General features: G+C 73.3%; 21 protein-coding genes. 5 read left to right on the top strand and 16 right to left on the bottom strand.

Annotated elements, in window-relative coordinates:
- Nucleotides 1-3 precede the first annotated feature (3 nt).
- The 7 genes from DWV08_RS02650 to DWV08_RS02620 all read right to left on the bottom strand — a co-directional run bounded on the left by DWV08_RS02650 (nucleotide 4) and on the right by DWV08_RS02620 (nucleotide 6,963).
- A complete protein-coding gene (locus DWV08_RS02650; RefSeq protein WP_241237296.1) occupies nucleotides 4-1,722 on the bottom strand; it encodes a peptidoglycan D,D-transpeptidase FtsI family protein in 1,719 nt (572 codons plus the stop codon).
- Between the two features lie 125 nt (nucleotides 1,723-1,847).
- Nucleotides 1,848-2,246, bottom strand: a complete 399-nt coding sequence (gene ftsL / locus DWV08_RS02645; protein WP_241237295.1) for a cell division protein FtsL — start codon at nucleotides 2,244-2,246, stop codon at nucleotides 1,848-1,850.
- A 118-nt stretch (nucleotides 2,247-2,364) separates the two neighbouring features.
- The gene (gene rsmH, locus DWV08_RS02640) at nucleotides 2,365-3,360 is read right to left on the bottom strand and encodes a 16S rRNA (cytosine(1402)-N(4))-methyltransferase RsmH (RefSeq protein WP_115412383.1); all 996 of its coding nucleotides are present in this window, start codon (nucleotides 3,358-3,360) and stop codon (nucleotides 2,365-2,367) included.
- A 178-nt stretch (nucleotides 3,361-3,538) separates the two neighbouring features.
- Nucleotides 3,539-3,970 carry a division/cell wall cluster transcriptional repressor MraZ gene (gene mraZ, locus DWV08_RS02635; protein ID WP_115412382.1) on the bottom strand — a complete coding sequence of 144 codons (432 nt, stop codon included), beginning with the start codon at nucleotides 3,968-3,970 and terminating at the stop codon, nucleotides 3,539-3,541.
- 602 nt (nucleotides 3,971-4,572) lie between these two features.
- Nucleotides 4,573-4,977: a DUF3040 domain-containing protein gene (locus DWV08_RS02630; protein ID WP_115412381.1), complete on the bottom strand. Its 405-nt coding sequence runs from the start codon at nucleotides 4,975-4,977 to the stop codon at nucleotides 4,573-4,575.
- A 134-nt stretch (nucleotides 4,978-5,111) separates the two neighbouring features.
- Nucleotides 5,112-6,368, bottom strand: a complete 1,257-nt coding sequence (dinB, locus tag DWV08_RS02625) for a DNA polymerase IV (protein ID WP_115412380.1) — start codon at nucleotides 6,366-6,368, stop codon at nucleotides 5,112-5,114.
- Nucleotides 6,369-6,477: 109 nt separating this feature from the next.
- A complete protein-coding gene (locus DWV08_RS02620; RefSeq protein ID WP_115412379.1) occupies nucleotides 6,478-6,963 on the bottom strand; it encodes an SAV_6107 family HEPN domain-containing protein in 486 nt (161 codons plus the stop codon).
- Nucleotides 6,964-7,150: 187 nt separating this feature from the next.
- Here DWV08_RS02620 and DWV08_RS02615 point away from each other — a divergent pair, with 187 nt between their 5' ends.
- Nucleotides 7,151-7,981, top strand: coding sequence for a spermidine synthase (locus DWV08_RS02615; protein WP_115412378.1), 831 nt, complete (start codon nucleotides 7,151-7,153; stop codon nucleotides 7,979-7,981).
- Between the two features lie 87 nt (nucleotides 7,982-8,068).
- Here the strand turns inward: DWV08_RS02615 and DWV08_RS02610 are convergent, their stop codons facing one another.
- Together DWV08_RS02610 and DWV08_RS02605 are read right to left on the bottom strand one after the other, a co-directional pair.
- Nucleotides 8,069-8,272 carry a cold-shock protein gene (locus DWV08_RS02610; RefSeq protein ID WP_115412377.1) on the bottom strand — a complete coding sequence of 68 codons (204 nt, stop codon included), beginning with the start codon at nucleotides 8,270-8,272 and terminating at the stop codon, nucleotides 8,069-8,071.
- A 280-nt stretch (nucleotides 8,273-8,552) separates the two neighbouring features.
- Nucleotides 8,553-9,530 carry a proteasome assembly chaperone family protein gene (locus tag DWV08_RS02605; RefSeq protein ID WP_115412376.1) on the bottom strand — a complete coding sequence of 326 codons (978 nt, stop codon included), beginning with the start codon at nucleotides 9,528-9,530 and terminating at the stop codon, nucleotides 8,553-8,555.
- Nucleotides 9,531-9,682: 152 nt separating this feature from the next.
- On the opposite strand from DWV08_RS02605, the gene DWV08_RS02600 reads away from it, so the two are divergent.
- The gene (locus DWV08_RS02600; RefSeq protein WP_115412375.1) at nucleotides 9,683-11,926 is read left to right on the top strand and encodes a HelD family protein; all 2,244 of its coding nucleotides are present in this window, start codon (nucleotides 9,683-9,685) and stop codon (nucleotides 11,924-11,926) included.
- 248 nt (nucleotides 11,927-12,174) lie between these two features.
- Here the strand turns inward: DWV08_RS02600 and nrdR are convergent, their stop codons facing one another.
- Nucleotides 12,175-12,657, bottom strand: coding sequence for a transcriptional regulator NrdR (nrdR, locus tag DWV08_RS02595; protein ID WP_115412374.1), 483 nt, complete (start codon nucleotides 12,655-12,657; stop codon nucleotides 12,175-12,177).
- Between the two features lie 26 nt (nucleotides 12,658-12,683).
- The gene (gene yneA, locus DWV08_RS02590; RefSeq protein ID WP_115412373.1) at nucleotides 12,684-13,079 is read right to left on the bottom strand and encodes a cell division suppressor protein YneA; all 396 of its coding nucleotides are present in this window, start codon (nucleotides 13,077-13,079) and stop codon (nucleotides 12,684-12,686) included.
- Nucleotides 13,080-13,248: 169 nt separating this feature from the next.
- Here yneA and lexA point away from each other — a divergent pair, with 169 nt between their 5' ends.
- Complete coding sequence (gene lexA, locus DWV08_RS02585) at nucleotides 13,249-13,950, top strand: transcriptional repressor LexA (protein ID WP_115412372.1); 702 nt, start codon at nucleotides 13,249-13,251, stop codon at nucleotides 13,948-13,950.
- A gap of 19 nt (nucleotides 13,951-13,969) precedes the next feature.
- On the opposite strand, the gene DWV08_RS02580 is transcribed toward lexA, so the two are convergent.
- On the bottom strand, nucleotides 13,970-15,991 hold the full coding sequence (locus DWV08_RS02580) for an ATP-dependent DNA helicase (RefSeq protein ID WP_115412371.1): 2,022 nt from the start codon (nucleotides 15,989-15,991) through the stop codon (nucleotides 13,970-13,972).
- 78 nt (nucleotides 15,992-16,069) lie between these two features.
- Nucleotides 16,070-17,617 carry a GTPase HflX gene (gene hflX / locus DWV08_RS02575; protein ID WP_115412370.1) on the bottom strand — a complete coding sequence of 516 codons (1,548 nt, stop codon included), beginning with the start codon at nucleotides 17,615-17,617 and terminating at the stop codon, nucleotides 16,070-16,072.
- Nucleotides 17,618-17,781: 164 nt separating this feature from the next.
- Here hflX and DWV08_RS02570 point away from each other — a divergent pair, with 164 nt between their 5' ends.
- Nucleotides 17,782-18,396, top strand: a complete 615-nt coding sequence (locus tag DWV08_RS02570; RefSeq protein WP_115412369.1) for a class I SAM-dependent methyltransferase — start codon at nucleotides 17,782-17,784, stop codon at nucleotides 18,394-18,396.
- Between the two features lie 37 nt (nucleotides 18,397-18,433).
- On the opposite strand, the gene dapF is transcribed toward DWV08_RS02570, so the two are convergent.
- Both dapF and miaA read right to left on the bottom strand, forming a co-directional pair.
- A complete protein-coding gene (dapF, locus tag DWV08_RS02565; protein WP_115412368.1) occupies nucleotides 18,434-19,282 on the bottom strand; it encodes a diaminopimelate epimerase in 849 nt (282 codons plus the stop codon).
- Nucleotides 19,283-19,291: 9 nt separating this feature from the next.
- Complete coding sequence (gene miaA / locus DWV08_RS02560; RefSeq protein WP_115412367.1) at nucleotides 19,292-20,266, bottom strand: tRNA (adenosine(37)-N6)-dimethylallyltransferase MiaA; 975 nt, start codon at nucleotides 20,264-20,266, stop codon at nucleotides 19,292-19,294.
- A gap of 156 nt (nucleotides 20,267-20,422) precedes the next feature.
- On the opposite strand from miaA, the gene DWV08_RS02555 reads away from it, so the two are divergent.
- Nucleotides 20,423-20,914: a YbjN domain-containing protein gene (locus tag DWV08_RS02555; RefSeq protein WP_241237294.1), complete on the top strand. Its 492-nt coding sequence runs from the start codon at nucleotides 20,423-20,425 to the stop codon at nucleotides 20,912-20,914.
- Nucleotides 20,915-20,971: 57 nt separating this feature from the next.
- On the opposite strand, the gene miaB is transcribed toward DWV08_RS02555, so the two are convergent.
- Entirely contained in the window at nucleotides 20,972-22,570 is a 1,599-nt protein-coding gene (gene miaB, locus DWV08_RS02550) for a tRNA (N6-isopentenyl adenosine(37)-C2)-methylthiotransferase MiaB (protein WP_115412365.1), read from the bottom strand.
- Between the last annotated feature and the right edge of the window lie 30 nt (nucleotides 22,571-22,600).

Here is a 22,600-nt window from a genome sequence, read left to right as displayed (position 1 = left end):
TGTTCACCACTCGTTCTCGAGCTCGCGACCGGCCGCACCGGTGGGGGCGATGCCCTGGTTCTGCAGGGCGAAGGTGGTCAGCTCAGAGAAGGCGGGCGCGGCGGCCCGACTGCCGGAGATGAACGTGTCCAGACCGAACACGAACACACCCACCACCAGATCGGGATCATCCGCCGGGGCGACGCCCACGAAGGAGGCGGTGTAGGTGCCGTCCCCCACCTGCGCGGTGCCGGTCTTCCCGCCCACCGCGTAGCCGGTGACGGCGGCCGAGGAGGTCTCGTCGTCCACGGAGTTGTCCATCAGGGCGAGCATGGTGTCCGCGGTGTCGCTCGAGACCACCCGGGTGCTCTCGGGCTCGCCCAGGGGTCGCACGGTGCCGTCGGCCTCGCGGGTGCCGGCGATGAGCGAGGGCTGCACCCGCACGCCGTCGTTGGCGAAGGTGCCGACGGCGGAGACCATCTGCAGGGCGTTGACGCTGTAGCCCTGCCCGAAGGCGGTGGTGTAGCGGGTGCGGCCGGTCCACTGGTCGGCGGGGTGGACGATGCCGGCGGACTCGGCGGGCAGCTCCACCCCCGTCGTCTCCCCGAGCCCGAAGGCCTTGAGGTAGTCGTAGCGCACCTCGGGGGTGAGGGTCTCCGAGATCTGCACGGTGCCCACGTTCGAGCTGTTCTTCAGCACGCCGGCGAGGGTGAGTCGCTGATCCGGATGCTGGTGGGAGTCCTTGACCCGGTGCCCGTCGAACCACATCTCGTACGGGATCTCGTACTCGGACTCGGGGGTGACGGTGCCCTCCTCGATCGCCGCCGCCAAGGTGAACAGCTTCCCCGTGGAGCCGGGCTCGAAGACGTTGGAGATGGAGCGGTTGCCGAGGTCCTCCGGATCGGAGCTGCCCGGGGAGTTCGGGTCGAAGCTCGGGTACTCGGCCAGGGCCATCACCTCGCCGGTGCGGGAGTTGTACACGACGGCGCTGCCTCCGGTGGCGCCCCACTGCTCGACGGCGCCGGCGACGATCTGCTGCGCCTTCCACTGCAGGTCACGGTCGATGGTGAGCACCACGTCCTGGCCGTCCACGGCCGGGGTGGTCTCCTGTCTCCCGGTGGGGATGATCTGCCCCTGGGCGCCGCGCTCGTAGGTGGTCTCGCCGTCGGTGCCGCTGAGCTCGTCGTCGAAGGAGAGCTCCGTCCCCGCGAGCGCGGTGCCGTCGCTGCCCACGAAGCCGATGATGTTCCCGCCCACGGAGCCGGCCGGGTAGATGCGGTCCGCCACGCGGTCCGCGCCGATGCCGGGGATGCGCAGGGAGATCACGGCGTCGCGCACCTCGGGCTCGACGTTCTTGCGCAGGTACTGGAACCCGGCCTCTCCGGTGAGCGCCTCGACCGTCTTCGACTCGCTCCAGCCGAGCACCGGGGCGAGCTCCTGCGCCGCGGCCTCCACGCCGGTCACCTCGGCGGTGGTGGAGCCGGCGAGGTAGTCGTCCACCTGGAGCTGGTTGACCCACAGGTCGTAGCGCTCCACGGAGCTGGCCAGCACGGTGCCGTTGCGATCGGTGATCTCGCCGCGCAGGGCGGGGATGGTGCGGGTGACCGTGCGCTGGTCGATGGCCTCCTGGGCGCGGGCGCTCGCGTCCAGCCCCTGCACCCAGATCAAGCGCCCGGACAGCGCCATCACCGCCACCAGGATCACGCTGATCAGGAGGCGGTGGCGGGTGGAGGGCTCGCCCACGCGGGCCGGGGGGACCAGGCCGCCCCTGCGCGCCGTCGCCCGGGCCGCGGCGCGGGGTCGCCCCGCCCCGCCCGTGCTCCGGCTGGTGGTCCCGCGGCGGCCTCTGCTGCGCGGTGGCGTCATCCTCAGGCCCCTTCGTTGCCCATGCCGTGGTAGGCGGAGGGCTCGTCGTAGATCTGAGCCGGCGGCACCGCCACCTCGGCGGGCACCTGCGCGAGCTCGGGATTGGCCCCAGTCTGCTCCGCCGGGGCCGTCTCGCCGATGATCTCGCCCGTGTCGAGGTCGATGTAGGCCGGATCCGTCACCGGGACCATGCCGATCTCGCGGGCCTGGCGCTCCAGCTCCTGGGGGGTGCCGAGGCGCTCGTTCGTCTCGGCGAGCGCCTGGCCCTCCTCCGTGAGGCGCTGCGACTGGCCCTGCAGGCGGGTGATCTCGTAGCTGGTGTCCGACATCTGGATGTTGAGGTAGAGCAGCGCCGCGAGGGTGGCGGCGACGATCAGGGTGCACAGGAGCGTGAACGGCATCGAGCTGCCCGCGGTCTTCGGCGAGGCGACGATGGTCAGTCCCGGGCGGGCGGTGTGCCTCCGACTGCCGCGGACGGGACGGATCGCGGGCGCATGAACGGCTGACGTGCTGGCCATCTCAGTGTGCTCTCTCGACGGATCGGGTGCGGGTCAGGGCGCGCAGGCGGACGGAGGCCGCGCGCGAGTTGGTGCCGCGCTCGGCGTCGTCCGCCTGGAGGGCGCCGCGCACGAGCGGGGAGAAGGTGGGCTTGTGCTCCTCGAGCTCCACCGGGAGCCCGGGCGGAGCCGAGGAGCGGGTGCGACGCGTGAACGCGGTCTTGACCAGGCGGTCCTCACCGGAGTGGTAGGACTCCACCACGATCCGGCCGCCCACGTGGAGGCTGTCGAGGGCGGATTCGATCGCGGAGGCGAGGATCTCGAGCTCCTCGTTGACCGCGATGCGCAGCGCCTGGAAGGTGCGTTTGGCGGGATGGCCGCCGCTGGCCTTCGAGGCCGCGGGGATGGCCTGCTCCAGCAGGTCGACGAGCTCGCCGCTGCGGGTGAGCGGGGCGATCTCCCGCTGCGCGACCAGCCGGCGGGCGATGCGCTTGGCGAAGCGCTCGTCGCCGAGGTCCCGGAGGATCCGCGCGAGCTCGGCCTCGGGCAGGTCGCGCAGCAGGTCCGCCGCGGTGGGGCCGTCGGAGGCGGTGTCCATCCGCATGTCGAGCGGGGCGTCCACCGAGTAGGAGAACCCGCGCTCGGCGGTGTCGATCTGGAAGCTGGAGAGCCCCAGGTCCATCATCACGCCGTGAGCGCCGGGCAGGCCGAGATCCGCGAGCACCTCGGGGATGCGGTCGTAGGTGGCGTGCACCAGGGTGGCCCGCTCCCCCACGCCCTCGCGGTCGAGCCGTTCGCGGGCGAGGACGAGGGCCTGGGGGTCGCGGTCGATGCCCACCAGGTGCGCCTCGGGCGCGGCGTGTAGCACGGCGGCGGCGTGGCCGCCCATGCCCAGGGTCGCGTCGACGTGGACGGCGCCGGGCTCGCGCAGCGCGGGGACGAGCAGCTGGACGGAGGTGTCGAGCAGGACGGGGACGTGCCTGTCCTCGGCGGGTCGTCCGGTGTGCTGCGAGTCCATGTCACCCCCTGGGTCGTCTCGTGCTGCGTGCGATGGTCCTGCGGTCCTGCTCGGCTCCGCGCCTCCTGCGCGGTGCCGTCCTGCCAGATTCCCCGTCGTTCCCGACCCGCCACCGGGGAAGTTGCGTCGGGGCGGGAACGACGAGAGGTCTCACAGGACGGAATCCGTCGAGCCGAGCTCAGAACAGGCCCGGGATCACCTCCTCGGAGGTCTCGGCGAAGCCCTCCTCCTTCTGCTCGAGGTAGGTCTCCCAGGCCGGGAGCGACCAGATCTCGAGGCGGTCGAGTGCGCCGATGACGGCGCATTCCCGGTCCAGGTCCGCGTAGGTGCGCAGATGGCCCGGGATGGTGATGCGGCCCTGCTTGTCCGGGATGACGTCCTCCGCGCCGGACAGCAGCACGCGCAGGTAGTCACGTGTGCGCCGATCGGTGGTGGGCGCCCGACGGGCCTCCTCGAGCTTCTGGCGGAACTCCATGAGCGGGTACACGGCGATGCAGTGCTCCTGCCCTCGAGTCATGACCAGCCCGGAGGCGAGCTCGTCGCGGAACTTCGCCGGGAAGATCAGGCGCCCCTTCTCGTCGAGCTTGGGCGTGAAGGTGCCGAGGAACATCAGCGCCCTCCTTCACCTGCCGCGACTCGCGATCCGGAACCCATCTCCTCCCAACGCGCTCCACTTTACCCCACAACTCCCCACCCGGACTCCCAGAAACCCGGAAATCACCCCACGCTCGCGTCATCTGCGCTGGTCACAGCGGTGGGGCGAGGTGGGGGGAAATCTCCGGCACGCATGTCGCACACGGCACGCCACGGAGCAGAGTCCGGGCGCCGTGGAGGGAGCACCCCCGAGCCTGCGCGAAACGTTGCAGGTCAGCGCATCGCGCCCGGAGGGGGGATCGTCCCCGGGGGCGCAGTGGAGGGCCGGGGAGGACGCCGGTGGAGCGAAGTGGGGAATGCGGTGGGGAGGGGTGGGGAGCGCGGTGGGGAGCGGCCTCGGGAACGGGCGGACGGGCCGGGGAACCGCCCGGTCGGTCGGCGCGTCACGGCGGGAGGTGCGCGGGAAGGGACCCGTGCGTCGCAGCGGGCGGGCGGGCGACGTCCCCGGGCTCACGGGGCGAGGGCGGACATGAGAATGCCCCGGCTCCGAGGAGCCGGGGCATCGTGTGCTGCGGTGGGGCGCGCGGGGGCGCGGGCGGTGTCCCGTCGGGCGGGGCGTCAGAGGCGGGGGTCGTCCCCGGCGCGCTTCTCCCAGCGCTCCTCCATCCGGCGCATGAAGCTGCCGGAATCGTCGCCCGTCGGGGCCGACGGACCGGAGCCGCCGCCCGGGCCGTTCCCGGAGTCGTTGCCCTGGGCGGTGCCGCCGGGGGCGGTGACCGCGTAGACCGCGCCGGCCAGCATGCCGATGAAGGCGATCACGCCCAGCCAGACGGCCGGCAGGCTCACGGCCAGCACCAGGATGCCGAGACCGACCACCACCGCACCCAGTCCGATGAGGATCCGCCGACCGCTGCGGCGCGGCCGTGCCGTGGGCGCGAAGGCCCGTGCCAGGCGCGGATCGTCGGCGAAGAGCTGACGCTCCATCTCGTCGAGCATCTTCTGCTCGTGTTCAGACAGCGGCATGATCCCGCTCCTTGTCCCCGTCCTCTCGCGCCGGTCGGCGCAGTGCCCGCCGTGCGAGGTTCTTGTTGCCCTCGTCGGCGGTTCACCCAGTTTAGAGCGTGATCCTGGGATATGGGAACCGGCTGGGCAGAGCCTCACACGGGGCGCTCGGGCGGCGCGGCGTCGGTGGAGGGTCGGAGCGTCGAGCCGCGGTCCAGACTTCGGTCGCCGAAGCGCTCGCGCGCCCTGTCCATCGCCTGCTCCAGGTCGCGCCATCCCGCCGGTCGTGCGCTGAGCTCCGCCTGCACGGGGGTGTCGGCGGCGGGCTCCAGGTGCGCGGCGCGCACCCCCGCCAGGCGGAGCCGCGGCATCGTGGGCCGCTCCCGCTCCCACAGCGCGATGACGTGCTCGCGCATCCGCTCCCCGCTCGCGGTGGGGAGCGGCAGGGTGGACGAGCGGGTGAGGGTGGTGCCGTCCGGGGCGCGCAGCTTGAGCACCACGGTGCGGGCCACGAACCCTCCGCGGCGCAGCTGGCGGGCCACGTCATCGCTCATCCGGGTGATCCATCGCCGCATCTCGGCGGGGTCGGTGAGGTCCTCGTCCCAGGTGCGCTCGGTGCCCAGCGACCTGTCCCGCACCCGCCTGCCGAGGCCGGTGCGGTCACTGCCGTCGGCGAGGGCGAGCACCTCCCCCGTCCGGGGGCCGAGCACGCGGGTGAGGGTGGAGCGCGGCACCTCCCGCAGCTGCCCGATGGTGCGCACGCCGAGCCGGGCGAGCGCCTGCTGCGCGGTGGGCCCGATGCCGGAGATCGCCGCGACGGGCAGCGGGGCGAGGAACTCGGCGGTGCCCGCCGCCGGGACGATGAGCATGCCGTCCGGCTTCGCGCGTGCGGAGGCGATCTTGGCGACGGGCCGCGAGACGGAGCCGCCCACGGAGCTGGGCAGGCCGAGCTCCTCCCGGATCCGTGCGCGCAGGAGGCCGGCGATCCGCTCAGGCGGCCCGAACAGTCGACGGGCGCCGCGCACGTCGAGGAACGCCTCGTCGACGCTGATCTGCTCGACGTCGGCGACGACGTCCCCGAGCAGCGCCATGACCTGGGTGGATACCTGCCGGTAGTGGTCGATCCGCGGCGGCACCACCACGAGGTCCGGCGCCTGGCGGCGTGCGCTGGACATCGGCATCGCCGAACGGATGCCGCGGGCGCGGGCCGGGTAGCTGGCCGCGGCGACGACGCCTCGGGCGCCGCTGCCGCCCACCACCACGGGCAGCCCCCTCAGATCGGGCGCGTCGCGCACCTCGATCGAGGCGAAGAAGGCGTCCATGTCCAGGTGCAGGATGTCCGGGGACTCCGCGTCCGGTGCGCCGGCCCCTCTTTCGGGGCTCTCGTCGGCCCCGCTCCGCCTCTCGCTCATCTCCGTGACTGTACTCGGCGGCCCGCCTGCGCCCGCCCGGGGAACCGCCCTGCGACCGCGGGTCGTGGGGCGCAGGGACCGGGGCGCGAGGCCCGGGGCGCGGGGCCGGTCACTGTTCGACGGCGAGCTCCGCCAGCGAGGCCGGCAGGTCCTCGAGCAGCCGCTCCGCGACGAGGTCGAGGTGCGCCGCGGTGCACTCCAGGTGCCGGCCCAGCAGCGCCGGATCCGGAGGCAGGGAGAGATCCCGGTCCAGCCTCGCCCTCTCCGCCACCATCGGGGCCACCTCCTCCGCCCGGGAGACCTCGTCCCCGCCCAGGCGCTCGAGCGCACTCCACACGTTCCGCGGCAGCGGGCGGCGACGTTCCCGGTTCGCCCGCGACACCAGCACCCCGGCGCCGCGCAGCGCGGCCCGGTGCACCAGCTCGAACGCGTCCCGCGGTGCCTCCTCAGCGTGCTCCCGTGCCTGCCGCAGCAGCTCCCGCGCGCGGTCGAGATCGGCCTGGTCCTGATCGAGCAGCACCAGACGACGGCGCAGGGAGCGGGCGTCCGCCCCGGCGAGGGCCGAGGTCGGGCGGCGGGGCATGGTGCGGGTCATCGTGCTCCCCTCCTAGGTGGCGGCTGCCGCCGGCTCGTGGACCGGCCTGATGCTCCGCACGCTACGGAGGGGGTGTGACGAACGGGGCACGGGAGCACCGGCTGTGGACGCCCGGGCGATGGGGAGGAGGGGTCGGGGACGTGCCCGTGCCGCGTCGGCGCGTGCGGAGATCTCCTAGAGTGGGGCGATGCCCCGCCGCGCCCGCGCGCCCCGCGCCGCCTTCCCGCACCTCGGTCCGCTCGACGCGCCGATCCCGATCTCCACCGGGACCGCCCGGCTCACCCTCGAGAACGACGGCTCGGTGCTGCTGGACGTCAACGGCGTCCCCTCCTCCCACCTCCACCCCGACCCCGAGCACCTGGTGTTCGAGTACATGCGGTGGATGCTGCTGGTGATCGACCTGCACCTCGAGACGCAGGGCGGCGAGGCGCCGCAGCTCGCGCACCTCGGCGGCGGCGGGTGCTCGCTCCCGCGCGCGATCGCGGCCGGCCGTCCCCGCAGCCGCCAGATCGTGGTGGAGCTGGACGCGCTGCTCGCCGACCAGGTGCGGGAGTGGTTCGACCTCCCCCGCTCCCCGCAGCTCAGGCTGCGGGTCGACGACGCCCTGGGCGCGCTGGCCTCCTGGCGCGAGGACCGTTTCGACGTGCTGGTGAGGGACGTCTTCCGCGGCGCGGTGACGCCGGACGAGCTCACCACGGTGGAGGCCGCCGCGCACGCAGACCGCGTGCTGCGCGAGGGCGGCCTCTACCTCGCCAACTGCGCGGCCCCGCCCGGCACGGGCCTGATGGCCGACGAGGTCGCCACGCTGCGCGCCGTGTTCCCGCACGTGGGCGTCATCGCGGAACCCGCGCACCTGACGGGGCGTCGCCGGGGGAACTGCGTGCTGCTCGCCTCGCGTCTTCCCCTGCCCGACGGCGTCGACCGGGCCCTGCGCTCGGACGCCGTCTCGGTGCGCCTGGCGCGCAGCGCTCAGGTGGAGGCGCTGACGCGCGCCGGGCGTGTGCGCGAGGGCACCTGACCGGGCCGGCATCGCCCGCACGTGAACGGACCGGGCGGGAGCGCGATGCTCCTGCCCGGTCCGTCGAAGCAGACGGGGTGCCGTCGATCAGAGGGGGCGGACCTGCTCGGCCTGCGGCCCCTTGTCGCCCTGGCTGACCTCGAACTCCACGCGCTGCCCCTCGTCGAGGGAGCGGTAGCCGTCCATGTCGATCTTGCTGTGGTGGACGAAGACGTCAGCGCCGCCCCCGTCGATCTCGATGAAGCCGTAGCCCTTTTCGGCGTTGAACCACTTGACCGAGCCCTGTGCCATACCTGTCACCTTCTGTGTCGTCCATCATCGGCCGCACGACGCGACCGCGGTGCCGAGTGAAGCCGTCCCCCGCCGGAGCGGGTGGCGCATTCGTGGGTGCCGTACTTCTGTGCCGAGGCACCTTCGACGGACTGTCCTGCTGGACCTGCATCACCGCAACGCCGCCATTCTGTCACGGCCGTGGCCCGCTTCACACTGAGTTGGGCCCGCGGCGATCACGAAGGCGTAACGAACTGGTCGCGCGGGCCGCTCCTGCGCGGCGCCGGCCGCGCCGACGCGCTCAGGCGGAGGGCGGCTCGTCAGGGAGATCGCCGTCGTGATCGGCGAGGAAGCGCTCGAAGTGCTCCCCGATCTCCTCGGCGGTGGGCAGGTCCATCGTGGTGGCCCGCGCCGCCGGGTCCTCGCCGGCGCTCATCTGGTCGTACTGCTCCTCGAGCGCCTCGACGACCTGCCGCACCTCGTCGTTCTGCGCGAGGGTGCCCTGCAGGGCCACCGTGGCCGCATCGGTGAGATCGCCCAGGTGCACCAGCGGGAGGTCGAGCTCCGCCGCCTGGCTGACGCGCCGCAGCAGCGCCAGCGCCCCGGCCGGGAAGTCGGTGCGCGCGAGGTAGTGCGGCACCTGCGCGGCGTATCCCATCGCGGGGTGCCCGGCCCGGCCCAGCCGGTGCTCGAGCAGCGCGCTGAAGGTCGCGGGGATCACCAGCTCGGTGCTCTCCCCTTCCCCCGCCTCCGGAGAGGTGCCCGGCGCGGGCGTCGCGGCCACGTTGGGCCGGCCCAGAAGCGAGGGATCGTTTGCGTGGGTGAACAGGCCGATCGGTCGGGTGTGGGGCACCGCCATCGGCACCGCCTGCATGCCCACCACGTTCTCCACCTCGAAGTACTCGACCAGATCGATCATGGCCTCCGTCAGCCGGCGCCACTGCAGATCGGGCTCCGGGCCGTCGAGGAAGAGGAACGGGCGATCGCGCTCGTCGTACATCAGCGACAGGGTGAGCTCCGGGGCCTCCACCTCGGTGAACGAGGTGCCGTCGAAGGTCGCGTGGGGGCGGGCGCCGCGGTAGTCGATCAGCTCGTCGGTCTCGAAGGAGACCAGCCGCAGATGACGCAGCTCGTCGCGCAGGTAGGTCGCCGCGATCCGGCAGGCGTTGCCGGCGTCGACCATCCCCGGCAGCGCGTGCACCAGGGTGAGCCCCGTACGGGGCACGGCCTCGAGGACCTCGGTCGACTCGAAGCGGTAGAGATCACGAGGGTCTCGCATGGGGCTCCTCCCTCTTCCTCCCGCAGCGGAACGCGTCACCGGATGGCACCGGCGGCCGGGCCAGTCCACCATAATGGACCACCGTGCTTCGCATCCCCGGAGTCCGCCGGGAGCGATGCGGCACGTGGACGCACAGGGTGAGAGGCAGGGCCGTGGACGACGCTGAGGGACAGATCGCCCGGGAGATCGCACGCGAACAGGAATACGCCGATCGGCTCTACCGACGGCTGGACGAGCTGATCGCCCATGTGGAGCGCAATCTCGAACAGATCCAGGGCTCGCAGAGCGCCTCGACCCACCAGAACCGCTCCGAGCGGGACTCCTTCATGGCGCTGTACGAGGACCGCCTGGCGCTGCTGCGCTCGGTGTCCCGCAGCGTGGTGTTCGGCCGCCTGGACATGGATGACGCCGCCCGCCACTACATAGGGCGGATCGGGCTGTTCACCCCGGAGCGGGAGCAGCTGCTGGTGGACTGGCGCGCTCCGGCCGCCGCCGCCTTCTACCGGGCCACCAGCACGGAGCGCCTCTCCGTCACCCTGCGCCGCCACCTCATCAGCCGCGGCCGCACGGTGGTGGGGCTCGAGGACGACGTGCTCGACCAGTCGCTCCTCGAGGATCCCGCGCACGACGTGGTGCTGCAGGGCGAGGGCGCGTTGCTCGCCGCCGTCTCGGGCAAGCGCACCGGGCGCATGGGCGACATCGTGGCGACCATCCAGGCGGAACAGGACAGGATCATCCGCTCCGAGAACCGAGGGGTGCTGGTGGTCCAGGGCGGCCCCGGCACCGGCAAGACCGCCGTGGCCCTGCACCGTGCGGCCTACCTGCTCTACACGCATCGCCGCCGGCTCGAGCACACCGGCGTGCTGATCATGGCGCCCACCACCGGCTTCCTGCGCTACATCGAACGGGTGCTGCCCAGCCTGGGCGAATCCGGCGTGGTGATGCTGACCCCCGGTGAGCTGTTCCCGGGCATCCGCACCTTCACCCACGACGAGGACGCGGTGGCACGGGTCAAGGGCGACGTCGCCATGGCCGAGCTGATCGCCCGCGCCGTCAAGCAGCGCCAGAGGGTGCCGGAGAAGGACCTCGCGCTGCGGATCGACGGCACCTCGCTGACCCTCACCCGCGAGGACGTGCGCGCCGCCCGCCGGGAGGCCCGCGCCTCCCACAAGCCGCACAACGCCGCCCGCGCGGTGTTCGTGCGCGCCGCACTGGACCGCCTGGTGCAGCGCTACGAACAGGCACTGCGCGCCCAGGGCAGCACGATCATCCCCGAGGACCGCCCGGACCTGCTCGCCGACCTGCGCCACGACCCCGAGGTGCGGCGTGTGCTGAATCTGGCCTGGCTGCCGTACACCCCGCAGGGGTTCCTGAGGATCCTGCTCTCCCGCCCGGACCGGCTGCGCGCCGCCGCGCCGCGCTCCCTCGCCGAGCACGTGGACCTCCTGGTGCGGCCCAAGGACGCCCCGTGGACGGTGGAGGACATCCCGCTGCTGGACGAGGTCGCCGAGCTGCTCGGCGAGGACGACGCCCCGGCGGCGGCGAAGGCGCGGGACGATGCCGATCGCCGCCGGGCCGACGTGGAGTACGCGCGCAAGGTGATCGAGAACATCGACACCTCGGGCATGATCCGTGCCGAGGACCTCGCCGATCAGGTGAGCCAGGTGCGCGACGGCCGCACCCTCGCCGAGCGCGCCTCGGCCGAGCGGAGCTGGACCTACGGCCACGTGGTGGTCGACGAGGCGCAGGAGCACTCCCCCATGAGCTGGCGCGCCCTGATGCGACGGGCGCCCACGAAGTCCTTCACCGTGGTGGGGGACGTCGCCCAGACCTCCTCCGCCGCGGGCACCGACTCGTGGACCGCGGCGCTCAGCCCCTACATCCAGGACCGCCTGCAGGTGGAACACCTCACCGTCAACTACCGCACCCCCCGCCGCATCATGGACCGGGCGGTCGCGATGGCACAGGCGCACGAGCTGCCGGTCACCGAGGTGAGCTCCGTGCGCGACGGCGACCGGGAGCCGTCGATCGAGCGCACGGCGCCGACGGACCTCGCCGCACGGACCGTCGCGGCCGTCGCCTCCGTGCATGCAGAACGGCTGGGACGGGTGGCCGTGATCGCCGCCGAGGAGCGGCTCGAGGAGCTGGTCACCGCCCTGCGCGCCGACGAGACGCTGCCCGCGATCGGTCAGGGCTCCGCGGGGGTGGACGACGAGATCGCCGTGATGACCGCGCAGGACGCGAAGGGACTCGAGTTCGATGCCGTGGTGATCGTCGAGCCGGCGGAGCTGATCGACGCGCACGGCGCCGGCGATCTGTACGTCGCGATGTCCCGTCCCACCCAGCACCTCGGCGTGGTCCATGCCCGGGAGCTCCCCCGCGGCGTCGCGGGCTGAGAGCGGCTCCGGCCGCCGGGCCCGGACGGCGATCGGCGGCCGTGGCTTCCCCTCCACGACCGCCGATCTGGTGTGCGCTGCGTGAGCGCACGAGGGATATCTTATGCACAGGTTCGGCCCCGTCCGCACCAGATCCACGAAGTGGGCACAGGCTCCTCGGCGGTCCTCCCCGGATCCACGCCGGGACGATCCCTCCGCGGGGGCGCCGCGCCGTGCCTGCGCCGCGCACACGGTCCTGCGGGCGCCCCTCAGACGACGGGGCTCGCCGCGGGCTCGCCGCCCTCGGGCGCCTCGGCACGGAGCCGTGCGATCGCGGTCTCGAAGTCCTCGAGGGAGTCGAAGCCCTGGTAGACGCTGGCGAAGCGCAGGTAGGCCACGAGGTCCAGCTCCTGCAGCGGCTGCAGGATCGACAGACCCACCTGGTGCGCGTCGATCTCCGCCACACCGCTGCTGCGGATCGCCTCCTCCACGCGCTGGGCGAGCAGGGCGAGCTGGTCGTCGCTCACGGGTCGGCCCTGGCAGGCCTTGCGCACCCCGGAGATCACCTTCGCACGGCTGAACGGCTCGCTCACACCCGAGCGCTTCAGGACCGACAGCGACGCCGTCTCCGAGGTGGAGAAGCGCCGGGAGCAGTGCGGGCACTGCCGACGCCGGCGGATCGTCGCGCCGTCGTCGGAGGTGCGGGAGTCGACGACGCGCGAGTCGGGGTGGCGGCAGAACGGGCAGTGCATCCCCTCAGGGTACCGGCACGCTCCGCTCAGCGCGCGGGGAGCTCCGCGGCCGGCAGCACGATCTCCTGCCCCGCGGTGATGCGGCCGGTGGGCAGGTGGTTGGCGCTGCGCACCTCGCTGACGAAGTCCTGAGGGCTCATGCCCTCCGGCGCGTACTCCTCGGCGTAGCCCCACAGGGTGTCCCCGGCCTCGACGGTGACCGTGACCGGCTGCCCGGCCTCCGTGCCGGCGAGGGCGGAGGGGAGGTCCACCACGAGCAGCGCCACGAGGGCGACCAGCAGGCCCAGCGCGAAGGCGACGGCCAGCAGCAGGCGGCGCCCACGACGGGTGGGTTCGAGTCGAACGCGCGCTCGAGGAGCGCGGTCCGCACGCAGGGTGCGCTGCGACGTGAGGGGCAGGACCACGGCGGTTCCGGTACTCATATCCGAACTCCTGTTCGATCGAATGTCTGTGCGACTGTACCCCGCGCTCTCGGCGACACGCAACAGAAACCTCGAACACATGTTTGGCATCCGCTGTGCGCCGCCCTACGCTGGGTGACAGGACAACGGAACCGCACGGGTCCGACAGACGACGCCAGGAGGCCGCACGATGACGCCGAGCACCCCCAAGCCGACCCGGGCCCTCGGTGACGCCCCTGTCGACGAGCGCACCTCCGGCCTCACGCGCCGGCAGCGGCTGATCCTGGAGACGATCAACGACGCCGTGGCCGAGCGCGGCTACCCGCCCACGATGCGCGAGATCGGCGACGCGGTGGGGCTGACCTCCTCCTCCTCGGTGGCCCATCAGCTGCAGTCCCTGGAGCGCAAGGGCTTCCTGCGCCGGGATCCCAAGCGGCCCCGCGCGATGGAGGTGGTGATGCCGGGAGCCGACGACGCCCCGGCCCCGCCCGAGCCGACGGATCTCCCCCTCGCCCCCTCCTCGGTGGCGGTGCCCCTGGTGGGCAGGATCGCGGCCGGTGTGCCCATCACCGCGCAGGAGCAGGTGGAGGACGTCTTCACGCTCCCCCAGCGCCTGGTGGGCGACGGGGACCTGTTCCTGCTCCAGGTGGTGGGCGACTCGATGATCGATGCGGCGATCTGCGACGGGGACTGGGTGGTGGTGCGCTCGCAGAGAACCGCGGAGAAGGGCGAGATCGTCGCCGCGATGATCGACGGCGAGGCCACGGTGAAGACCTTCGTGCAGCGCGACGACCACGTCTGGCTGATGCCCCACAACCCGGCCTTCGCCCCCATCCTGGGCGACCATGCCGAGATCCTCGGCAAGGTGGTGGCGGTGCTGCGGGCGGTCTGAGCGCGCGGGCTCCGCCCTCTCAGCTCTCGGCGAGCCTCCGCAGCGCGCCGAGCGCCACCGCGGGATCCGCGGTGGGCCACAGCGGCGGCATCGCCTCGCGCAGGAAGCCGCCGTAGCGTGCCGTGGCCAGGCGCGGGTCCAGCACCGCGACCATCCCGCGATCGGACTCGGTGCGGATCAGGCGCCCCGCCCCCTGGGCCAGCAGCAGCGCGGCGTGCTGGGCGGCGACCCCCATGAAGCCGTTGCCGCCGTGCTCGGCGATCCGCTCCTGGCGGGCGGACATCAGCGGGTCGTCCGGCCGCGGGAACGGGATCCGGTCGATGGTGACCAGGCGCAGGGACCGCCCTGCGACGTCGACGCCCTGCCAGAGGGTGAGGGTGCCGAACAGGCTCGCGTCCTCCTCCTCGCGGAAGGTGCGCACCAGGTTCGCCATCGAGTCCTCGCCCTGCACCGCGATGGTCATGTCCAGCCGTGCCCGGACGTGCTCGGCCGCGAGCTCCGCGCCGCGGCGGGAGGAGAACAGGCACAGCGCGCCGCCGCGGGAGGCCTCCACGAGCTCGGTGAGGTGGTCCAGCATCGCCGGTGCGGGACCCTCCCGGCCGGGCGGGGGCAGGTGGCGTGCGGTGTAGAGGATGCCCTGGCGGCGGTAGTCGAAGGGGCTGCCCACGTCGATCCCCGCCCAGGCACCGGAGTCCTCGCGGCGCGGGATCTCGTCCTCGGCGATGCGCCCGGCCCGGGCGAGGCCCACCTCGCCGGCGGCCGGCTCGAAGCGCCCGCCGAGGGCGAGGGTGGCCGAGGTGAGCACGGCGGTGCGGTCCTCGAGGATCGCACCGCGCATCGCCCCGGCCACGCTCAGCGGGGCGACCTGCAGCGTCGCCCGTCCCGTGGCCTGGCCGCGGGAGACGGAGACGACATCGTCTTCCCCCGGGTCCGTCAGCCGCTCGCAGACGTCGATGACCTCCTGGAGGTTCGCGCGCACCGTCTTGCGCGCCCCGGCGGAGGACTCGTCGCCGGCGTCCTTCGCGTCGGAGTGGGCGGTGCGCGCCTCGACCCGGAGGTGGCCGACGGCATCCGCGAGCCGCTCCGGGAGATCGCCGAGCACCCTCCCGTCGGGGGCGAGCTCGAGCGCTTCGCGCAGCTCCTCCCCCGCGTCCTCCAGCGCCGTCGCCGCGACGCCCAGGCCGCGCAGCTCCCGCACCGTGGCGCGCAGCATGCCGGGGCTGAGCACATCGGTGACGGCGCTGGTGACGCGCGCGGTGAGATCGTGGGCCTCGTCGAAGACGACCACGTCGTGCTCGGGGATGATGCCGTGGTTGTCGAAGGCGTCGATCGCGAGCAGCGCATGGTTGGTGACCACCACGTCGACCTCCCGGGCCACCTCGCGGCTGCGCTCGGCGAAGCAGTCCTGCACCATCGGGCAGGAGGAGCCGATGCACTGGGACCCGGTGACGGAGACCTGTCGCCAGGCCCGGTCCGAGACCGCGTCCTCGAGCGAGTCGCGATCGCCGGTGTCGGTCTCCTCCGCCCACTCCCGCAGGCGCTTGACCTGTGCGCCGAGCCTCTCCCCGCCGTCGCTCGAGGGATCCGCGGAGGCCTGGGCGAACAGCGCCCCGGGCTCGATGTCGACCGGATAGCCGCCGGCGATCTTGTGCTTGCACAGGTAGTTCGCCCGCCCCTTGAGCAGCGCGAAGGTGGGGGTGCGCGGCAGGTGCGGGGCGAGGGCCTCCGCCAGGCGCGGGAGGTCCTTGCGCACGATCTGGGACTGCAGCGCGATCGTCGCGGTGGAGACGACGACGGGGCGGCCGGTGACCAGGGCATGGCGCAGCGCCGGGACGAGATAGGCCAGGGACTTGCCCGTGCCGGTGCCCGCCTGGACCAGGAGGTGCCGCCCCCCGGACATCGCCGTGTCCACCGCCTCGGCCATCGCCTGCTGGCCCGGCCGGGGCGATCCCCCGACCGCCGCGACGGCGGCATCCATGAGGCCCGACAGGGGGACGTCGGCCACCGCCGGCGCGACGGGATGCTCAGGTGCGGAGGTCATCGGATCAGCGTATCGGCGCCCCCGCGCCGGACGTCCCAGGCGTGGCCGGACCGGACCGTGCGCTGTGTCTCCGGCCGCTCAGGCCGCGCCGTGGAGCTCGGCGGCGAGCGCCTCGTCCACGTGCGCGTGCAGCCGGGTGCCCTCCATCAGATGCTCCTCGGAGATCACCTCGCCGGTGCTGTGCACCCGGGAGATGAGGTCGCCGCGGGTGTAGGGCACCACCAGGTCCACCTCGACGGCGGGCCGGGGCAGACGCTGCGCGATCAGCTCCCGCAGCTCCTCGATCCCCGCGCCCGTGCGGGCGGAGACCACCACGCAGTCGGCGACCTGGCTGCGCAGCCGGGCGATGGTCTCCGGCTCGGCGATGTCCGTCTTGTTCAGCACCACGATCTCGGGCACGTCGAAGCCCTCGATCTCGCCGAGCACCGTGCGCACCGCGGTGATCTGCCCCTCGGGGTCGGGATGGGAGGCGTCCACCACGTGCAGCAGCAGATGGGAGTCGCCCACCTCCTCGAGGGTGGAGCGGAACGCCTCCACCAGCTGGGTGGGCAGGTGGCGCACGAAGCCGACGGTGTCCGCGTAGGTGAACTCGCGCCCGTCGGGCGTCTGCGCGCGGCGCACGGTCGGGTCGAGAGTTGCGAACAGGGCGTTCTCCACCAGCACGCCGGCACCGGTGAGCCGGTTCAGCAACGAGGACTTCCCGGCGTTGGTGTAGCCGGCGATCGCGACCGCCGGGACCTGGTGCCGGGTGCGCTCCGCGCGCTGGGCGGCGCGTCCCGGGGCCATCGCACGGATCTCGCGGCGCAGCTTCGCCATCCGGTCGCGGATGCGCCGACGGTCCAGCTCGATCTTCGTCTCGCCCGGACCGCGCGAGCCCATGCCGGCGCCGGCGCCGCCCACCTGGCCGCCGGCCTGGCGGGACATCGACTCGCCCCAGCCGCGCAGTCGCGGCATCAGGTACTCGAGCTGGGCGAGCTCCACCTGCGCCTTGCCCTCGCGGGACTTGGCGTGCTGGGCGAAGATGTCGAGGATCAGCGCGGTGCGGTCGATCACCTTCACCTTCACCACGTCCTCGAGGGCGCGGCGCTGTCCGGGGGCGAGCTCGCCATCGGCGATGACCGTGTCCGCGCCGTTCGCGGCGACGAGGTCCGCCAGCTCGGCGGCCTTGCCCTTGCCCAGGAAGGTGGCCGGGTCCGGATGGGCGCGGCGCTGCAGGACGCCGTCGAGCACCTCCGAGCCGGCGGTCTCGGCGAGCGCGGCCAGCTCGCGCAGGCTGGTCTCCGCCTCGTCGGCGTTGCCGGAGGTGTACACGCCGGCCAGCACCACCCGCTCCAGGCGGAGCTTGCGGTACTCGACCTCGGTGACGTCCTCGAGCTCGGTGGACAGGCCTGCGACACGGCGCAGCGCCTGGCGGTCCGCGAGGTCGTACTGGTCGCCGTCGGTCTCGGAGTCGTAGGTGACACGGGAGACGGAGGCATCGGCGCGGTCGAGGATCCGCTGCGTCAGGGGGTCGGGGGCGGGAGCGCCTCCGGTCATCTCCGGATGCTCCGCGGCCTCGTTCCCTCCCGGAGCGGTCCCGTCGACGTCGGCGTCGGAGGCGGGGTCGGGATGGAAGGCGATGGGCACGATCGGGGAGCTCCTCGGGTCGGGGATGTCGAGGGATCCAGAATCCCACGTCCGCCCGCGGGGGTCGAGGGATTTTGCGCTGGGCGGAGCGGGGATCACGCCGCGGCGCCCCGCCGGGGCCGTTCGGCGCCCCCTCGAAGCCTCGTCCTCCGTATCCTGCTCGGGTGGACGAGCACTACTTCACCCCCTCCCCCGCGACGGACGACCGTCGGTTCCCCTTGCGCGTGCGACTGGCGGGGCGGGATCTCGACCTCGTCTCGAGCGCGTCCGTGTTCAGCGGGCGCGGCCTCGACAAGGCCACCGCGGTGCTGCTGGACCGGCTCGACGAGGTGCCCGCGCCTCCGCCCGGCGCCACGATCGTGGATCTGGGATGCGGCTGGGGGCCGATCGCGCTCACCGCGGCGCTCCACCATCCCGATGCCGAGGTGTGGGCGGTGGACGTCAGCGAGCGCGCCCGGGAGCTGACGTCGGAGAACGCCCGGCGCGCCGGGCTGGGGAACGTGCGCGTGGTGGCACCGGAGGAGGTGTCCGACGGGCTCGTCCCGGACGTGCTGTGGTCGAACCCGCCCATCCGGATCGGGAAGCCGGCGCTGCACGCGCTGCTGGAGGAGTGGATCACCCGCCTGGCCCCGCAGGGCACCGCGGCGTTGGTGGTGGGCCGGAACCTGGGCGCCGATCCGCTGGCGCGGCACCTGGGCGAGACGTTCCCCGCCCGCACGGTCGCGAAGGCGGCCAGCGCGAAGGGATTCCGGGTGCTGGTGGTGGGCCCGGCCTCCTGAGGGCCGCTCCTCAGGCCGGCCGGGTCGCCGCCCGCGATCAGACCAGGGTGGTGCCGTCCGCGACCAGCACCGCGGGGCCGGCGAGGGTGACCTCGCCGGTGCCGGTCCAGCCCACCTGGAGGCGACCGCCCGGGACGTCGACGGTCCAGGGCTCACCCGAGGTGTCGCCGGCGCGCAGGGCGGCGGCGACCGCGACGGCCGCGACCCCGGTGCCGCAGGAGCGGGTCTCCCCCACGCCCCGTTCGTGCACCCGCATGCGCACGTGCCGCGGGCCGAGCACCCGCACCAGTTCGATGTTCGCCCCGGCGGCGGGCTCCGGGTCGAGCGCGGGCCGGTGGGCGAGGTCGAGCTCCTCGAGCACCACGTCCTCGGGGAGGAAGGCGACGGTGTGCGGATTGCCCATGTCCACGTCGGTCCCCTCCAGGCGCTGCCCGGCGACCTCGACGCTGCGCGCCGCCGGTGCGACGGCGGGGACGCCCATCCCCACCCGCACGGTCCAGGCGGCGCCGGGACTCGTCGCGCCGCCGAGGATCTCGACGGTGCGCACGCCGGCGCGGGTGAGGATCGCGAAGCGGTCGGTGTCCACGTGCCCGGCGCGGCGCAGATGGGCGGCGAACACGCGCACGCCGTTCCCGCACATCTCCGCGATCGAGCCGTCGGCGTTGCGGTAGTCCATGAACCATTCCGGCGCGTCCGTGAGGATCTCGATCCCGGCGGCGCGGCTGCGCACGGCGCGGATCACGCCGTCGCCGCCGATGCCGGCGCGGCGGTCGGCGAGCGCCCGCACGGCCGCGGCGTCGAGGTCCCGTCGGCCGTCGGGGTCGTCCAGCAGCACGAAGTCGTTCTCGGTGCCGTGGCCCTTGGTGAAGTCGATGCGCGCGGTCATGGTGAGAGCCTACGGCGCGGGACGCGCCGTCGCCCGTGCGGCCCGTGCCACGTGCGCCGTCGCCCGGTCCGCGAGGTCCTCGCCGCCGGCCGCGTCGAACCAGGTCACGCGCTGGTCGCGGCGGAACCAGGTGTCCTGCTTGCGCACCAGGCGCCGGGTGCCGACGATCGTGGACTCGATCGCCTCCGCGCAGCTCAGGGCGCCGTCGAGCACCGCCAGCCCCTGCTCGTAGCCGATCGCGCGGCGTGCGGTGCGGCCCCTGTCCAGGCCCTTCCCGCGCAGCGCCCGGATCTCGTCGAGGAATCCCTGCTCCACCATCCGGTGCACGCGCAGCGCGACGCGCTCGTGCAGGGCGGCCCGCTCCCGCTGCAGGCCCAGCTGCACGGTGAGGGGATCGTGATGGTGCGGCCGCGGCAGGAACGCAGCGAAGGGGCGGCCGGTGAGCTCGCCCACCTCGAGGGCGCGCACGATCCTCCGGGTGTCGTGCACCCCGATGCTCGCGGCGGCCTCCGGGTCGCGCCGGGAGAGCTCGCGGTGCAGCGCGGGGGCCCCGTCGGCCTCCGCGCGCGCCTCGAGCCGTGCCCGCACCGCGGGGTCGGTGGGCGGGAACTCGATGTCGTCGAGCGCGGCGCGCACGTACAGGCCCGAGCCGCCCACCAGGATCGGGGTCCTCCCCCGGGCGCGGATCGCGGCGATCGCCTGCCGCGCGGCGCTCTGGTAGGCGGAGACGCTCGCCTCCTCCGTCACCTCCAGCACGTCCAGGAGGTGGTGCGGCACCCCCCGCCGCTCCTCGGCGGTGACCTTGGCGGTGCCGATGTCCATGCCGCGGTAGAGCTGCAGGGCGTCGGCGTTGATCACCTCGCCGTCCAGACGCTCGGCGAGCGCGATCGCGAGATCGGACTTGCCGGTCGCGGTCGCGCCCACGACGGCCACCAGCGGCGTGTGCGCGCGCGGATCGCCGGCCGGTGCGTGCTCGGTGCTCATGCTCGGCACCCTATCGGCGCTCCGGGCGGGGCGAGCAGGAGGGTCGGCGGGATCACGGACCGGGGAGGCGACGCCCGGGGGCGAACGGGGTATGGTGATCGGCGATCCTCAGATCCGGGTCCGCACGGACCCCTCTAGCGAACCCCGAGGTGGGAAGTGACTGCACCGCACGAGTCCCCTGTGCACACGGGAACGGGCTCGGCCGACGAGCTGGCGCCCCTGTCCCTGGCGCGGGTCGAGCAGAGCCTCTCCCGGCACGGCTACTCCTACGTCGAGGACGGGGAGCATCCGGAGATCCTCCGCGCCCGCTTCGACGACTACCGCTTCCAGTTCATGGTCTCCGGCGACGAGAACGGCGTGTTCCAGACCCGGGGGCGCTGGAGCCACTCGGTGGACGTCACCCGCAAGGTCGAGATGGTCAAGCTCTGCAACGAGTGGAACATGAACCGCATCTGGCCGAAGGTGTACGTGCGCCGCGAGTCCGAGGGCCTGCTGGGCGTGTACGGCGAGCTCGCCGCCGATTTCCGCGCCGGGGCGCTGGACTCCCAGATCGACAATGCGATCACCTGCGGACTGAGCACCGTGATCGCCTTCTTCCACAGCCTCGAGGAGCGGCTCGGCGCCGAGCTCGACGACCTCGACTGCTGACCGGACGCCCTCGGCCGCCGGCCGAACGGCCTCGGCCCCCGACCGGGCCCGCCTCCGTCAGCGGGAGCGCAGGCTCGGCATCCCCAGGGTGACCGGCCCCGCCGGGGCGCTGCCGCCGGTGCCGCAGGAGCCGCCCGTGTCCAGCCCCTGGACCCCGGCCTCCCAGGCGTCGCCGGAGCGGGTGCGGCGCACCGAGAGCCGCTCGGCGGCCGTCGCTGCGGAGGTCGGATCGAGGGCGCTGTCGGCGATCAGGTAGTGGGGCGCCGCGCGGGTGACGGTCGCCGTCACCAAGTCCCCGGGGCGAGGACGCTCGGCGGCCGGGAGATCCGGGGGCAGTGCGACGTGCACCAGGCGGTGATCGCGGGCGCGGCCCGAGAGGCGGTGGGTCTCCGCATCGCGGTCCCCCTCCCCCTCGGCGATCAGGATCTCCACCGTGCGCCCCTCGCGCGCAAGGTTCTCCTCGTGGGTGATGCGGTCCTGGAGCGCGATCAGCCGCTCGAAGCGCTCCTGCACCACCTCCTTGGGCAGCTGGTCCTCCATGGTGGCCGCCGGGGTGCCGGGCCGGATGGAGTACTGGAAGGTGAAGGCGCTGGAGAAGCGGGAGGCCTCGACCACCTCGAGGGTGCGCTGGAAGTCCTCCTCCGTCTCACCGGGGAATCCGACGATGATGTCGGTGGTGATCGCGGCCTCGGGGATGCGCGCCCGCACCTTCTCGAGGATCCCCAGGAACTTCTTCGAGCGGTAGGAGCGCTTCATGCGCCGCAGCACGTCGTCGCTGCCGGACTGCAGCGGCATGTGCAGCTGAGGCATCACGTTCGGGGTCTCCGCCATCGCGTCGATCACGTCGTCGGTGAACATGGCGGGATGCGGGGAGGTGAAGCGCACGCGCTCGAGGCCGTCGATCTCGCCGCAGGCCCGCAGCAGCTTCGCGAAGGCGCCGCGGTCGCCGAACTCGACGCCGTAGGAGTTCACGTTCTGTCCCAGCAGCGTCACCTCGATGGCGCCGGAGTCCACCACGTCCCGCACCTCGGCGAGGACGTCGCCGGGGCGGCGGTCCTTCTCCTTGCCGCGCAGCGAGGGCACGATGCAGAAGGTGCAGGTGTTGTTGCAGCCCACGGAGATGGAGACCCAGGCCGCGTAGGCGCTCTCCCGACGGGTGGGCAGGGTGGAGGGGAACACCTCGAGAGACTCGAGGATCTCCACCTGCGCCTCGGCGTTGTGCCGGGAGCGGTCCAGCAGCACCGGCAGCGACCCGAGGTTGTGGGTGCCGAAGACGACGTCCACCCAGGGGGCGCGCTCCACGATCGTGTCGCGGTCCTTCTGCGCCAGGCACCCGCCCACGGCGATCTGCATCCCGGGGTTGGCGTCCTTGCCCGGGCGCAGGGAGCCGAGCGTGCCGTAGAGCTTGTTCGCGGCGTTCTCCCGCACCGCGCAAGTGTTGAACACGATCACGTCCACCTCGCCCTTGCGGGCGTCGGCGTCTCCCGGCGCCGGGACGTAGCCGGAGTCCTCCAGCATGCCGGTGAGGCGCTCGGAGTCGTGGACATTCATCTGGCAGCCGAAGGTGCGCACCTGGTAGGTGCCGCGGGGCTGGGACGACGCGCCGGCCGTGCGGTGGTCCGGAGTCGTCTGCGGGGCGAGCGGGCTGAGCGACATAGTGCCTCCAGGGTACGGCGCGGCGCCGGG

This window comes from Brachybacterium saurashtrense (assembly GCF_003355475.1).
GTDB lineage: Bacteria > Actinomycetota > Actinomycetes > Actinomycetales > Dermabacteraceae > Brachybacterium > Brachybacterium saurashtrense.
This window is presented reverse-complemented; position numbering and strand designations above follow the sequence as displayed.

Coding starts and splice junctions, on each gene's coding strand:
- DWV08_RS02610 (WP_115412377.1), bottom strand. CDS start 8,272: ATGGCACAGGGCTCGGTCAAGTGGTTCAACGCCGAAAAGGGCTACGGC.
- miaA (WP_115412367.1), bottom strand. CDS start 20,266: ATGAGCACCGAGCACGCACCGGCCGGCGATCCGCGCGCGCACACGCCG.
- DWV08_RS02615 (WP_115412378.1), top strand. CDS start 7,151: ATGCCCCGCCGCGCCCGCGCGCCCCGCGCCGCCTTCCCGCACCTCGGT.
- dapF (WP_115412368.1), bottom strand. CDS start 19,282: ATGACCGCGCGCATCGACTTCACCAAGGGCCACGGCACCGAGAACGAC.
- miaB (WP_115412365.1), bottom strand. CDS start 22,570: ATGTCGCTCAGCCCGCTCGCCCCGCAGACGACTCCGGACCACCGCACG.
- rsmH (WP_115412383.1), bottom strand. CDS start 3,360: ATGGACTCGCAGCACACCGGACGACCCGCCGAGGACAGGCACGTCCCC.
- DWV08_RS02605 (WP_115412376.1), bottom strand. CDS start 9,530: ATGCGAGACCCTCGTGATCTCTACCGCTTCGAGTCGACCGAGGTCCTC.
- nrdR (WP_115412374.1), bottom strand. CDS start 12,657: ATGCACTGCCCGTTCTGCCGCCACCCCGACTCGCGCGTCGTCGACTCC.
- DWV08_RS02620 (WP_115412379.1), bottom strand. CDS start 6,963: ATGACCCGCACCATGCCCCGCCGCCCGACCTCGGCCCTCGCCGGGGCG.
- yneA (WP_115412373.1), bottom strand. CDS start 13,079: ATGAGTACCGGAACCGCCGTGGTCCTGCCCCTCACGTCGCAGCGCACC.
- lexA (WP_115412372.1), top strand. CDS start 13,249: ATGACGCCGAGCACCCCCAAGCCGACCCGGGCCCTCGGTGACGCCCCT.
- dinB (WP_115412380.1), bottom strand. CDS start 6,368: ATGAGCGAGAGGCGGAGCGGGGCCGACGAGAGCCCCGAAAGAGGGGCC.
- ftsL (WP_241237295.1), bottom strand. CDS start 2,246: ATGCCGTTCACGCTCCTGTGCACCCTGATCGTCGCCGCCACCCTCGCG.
- mraZ (WP_115412382.1), bottom strand. CDS start 3,970: ATGTTCCTCGGCACCTTCACGCCCAAGCTCGACGAGAAGGGGCGCCTG.
- DWV08_RS02630 (WP_115412381.1), bottom strand. CDS start 4,977: ATGCCGCTGTCTGAACACGAGCAGAAGATGCTCGACGAGATGGAGCGT.
- DWV08_RS02580 (WP_115412371.1), bottom strand. CDS start 15,991: ATGACCTCCGCACCTGAGCATCCCGTCGCGCCGGCGGTGGCCGACGTC.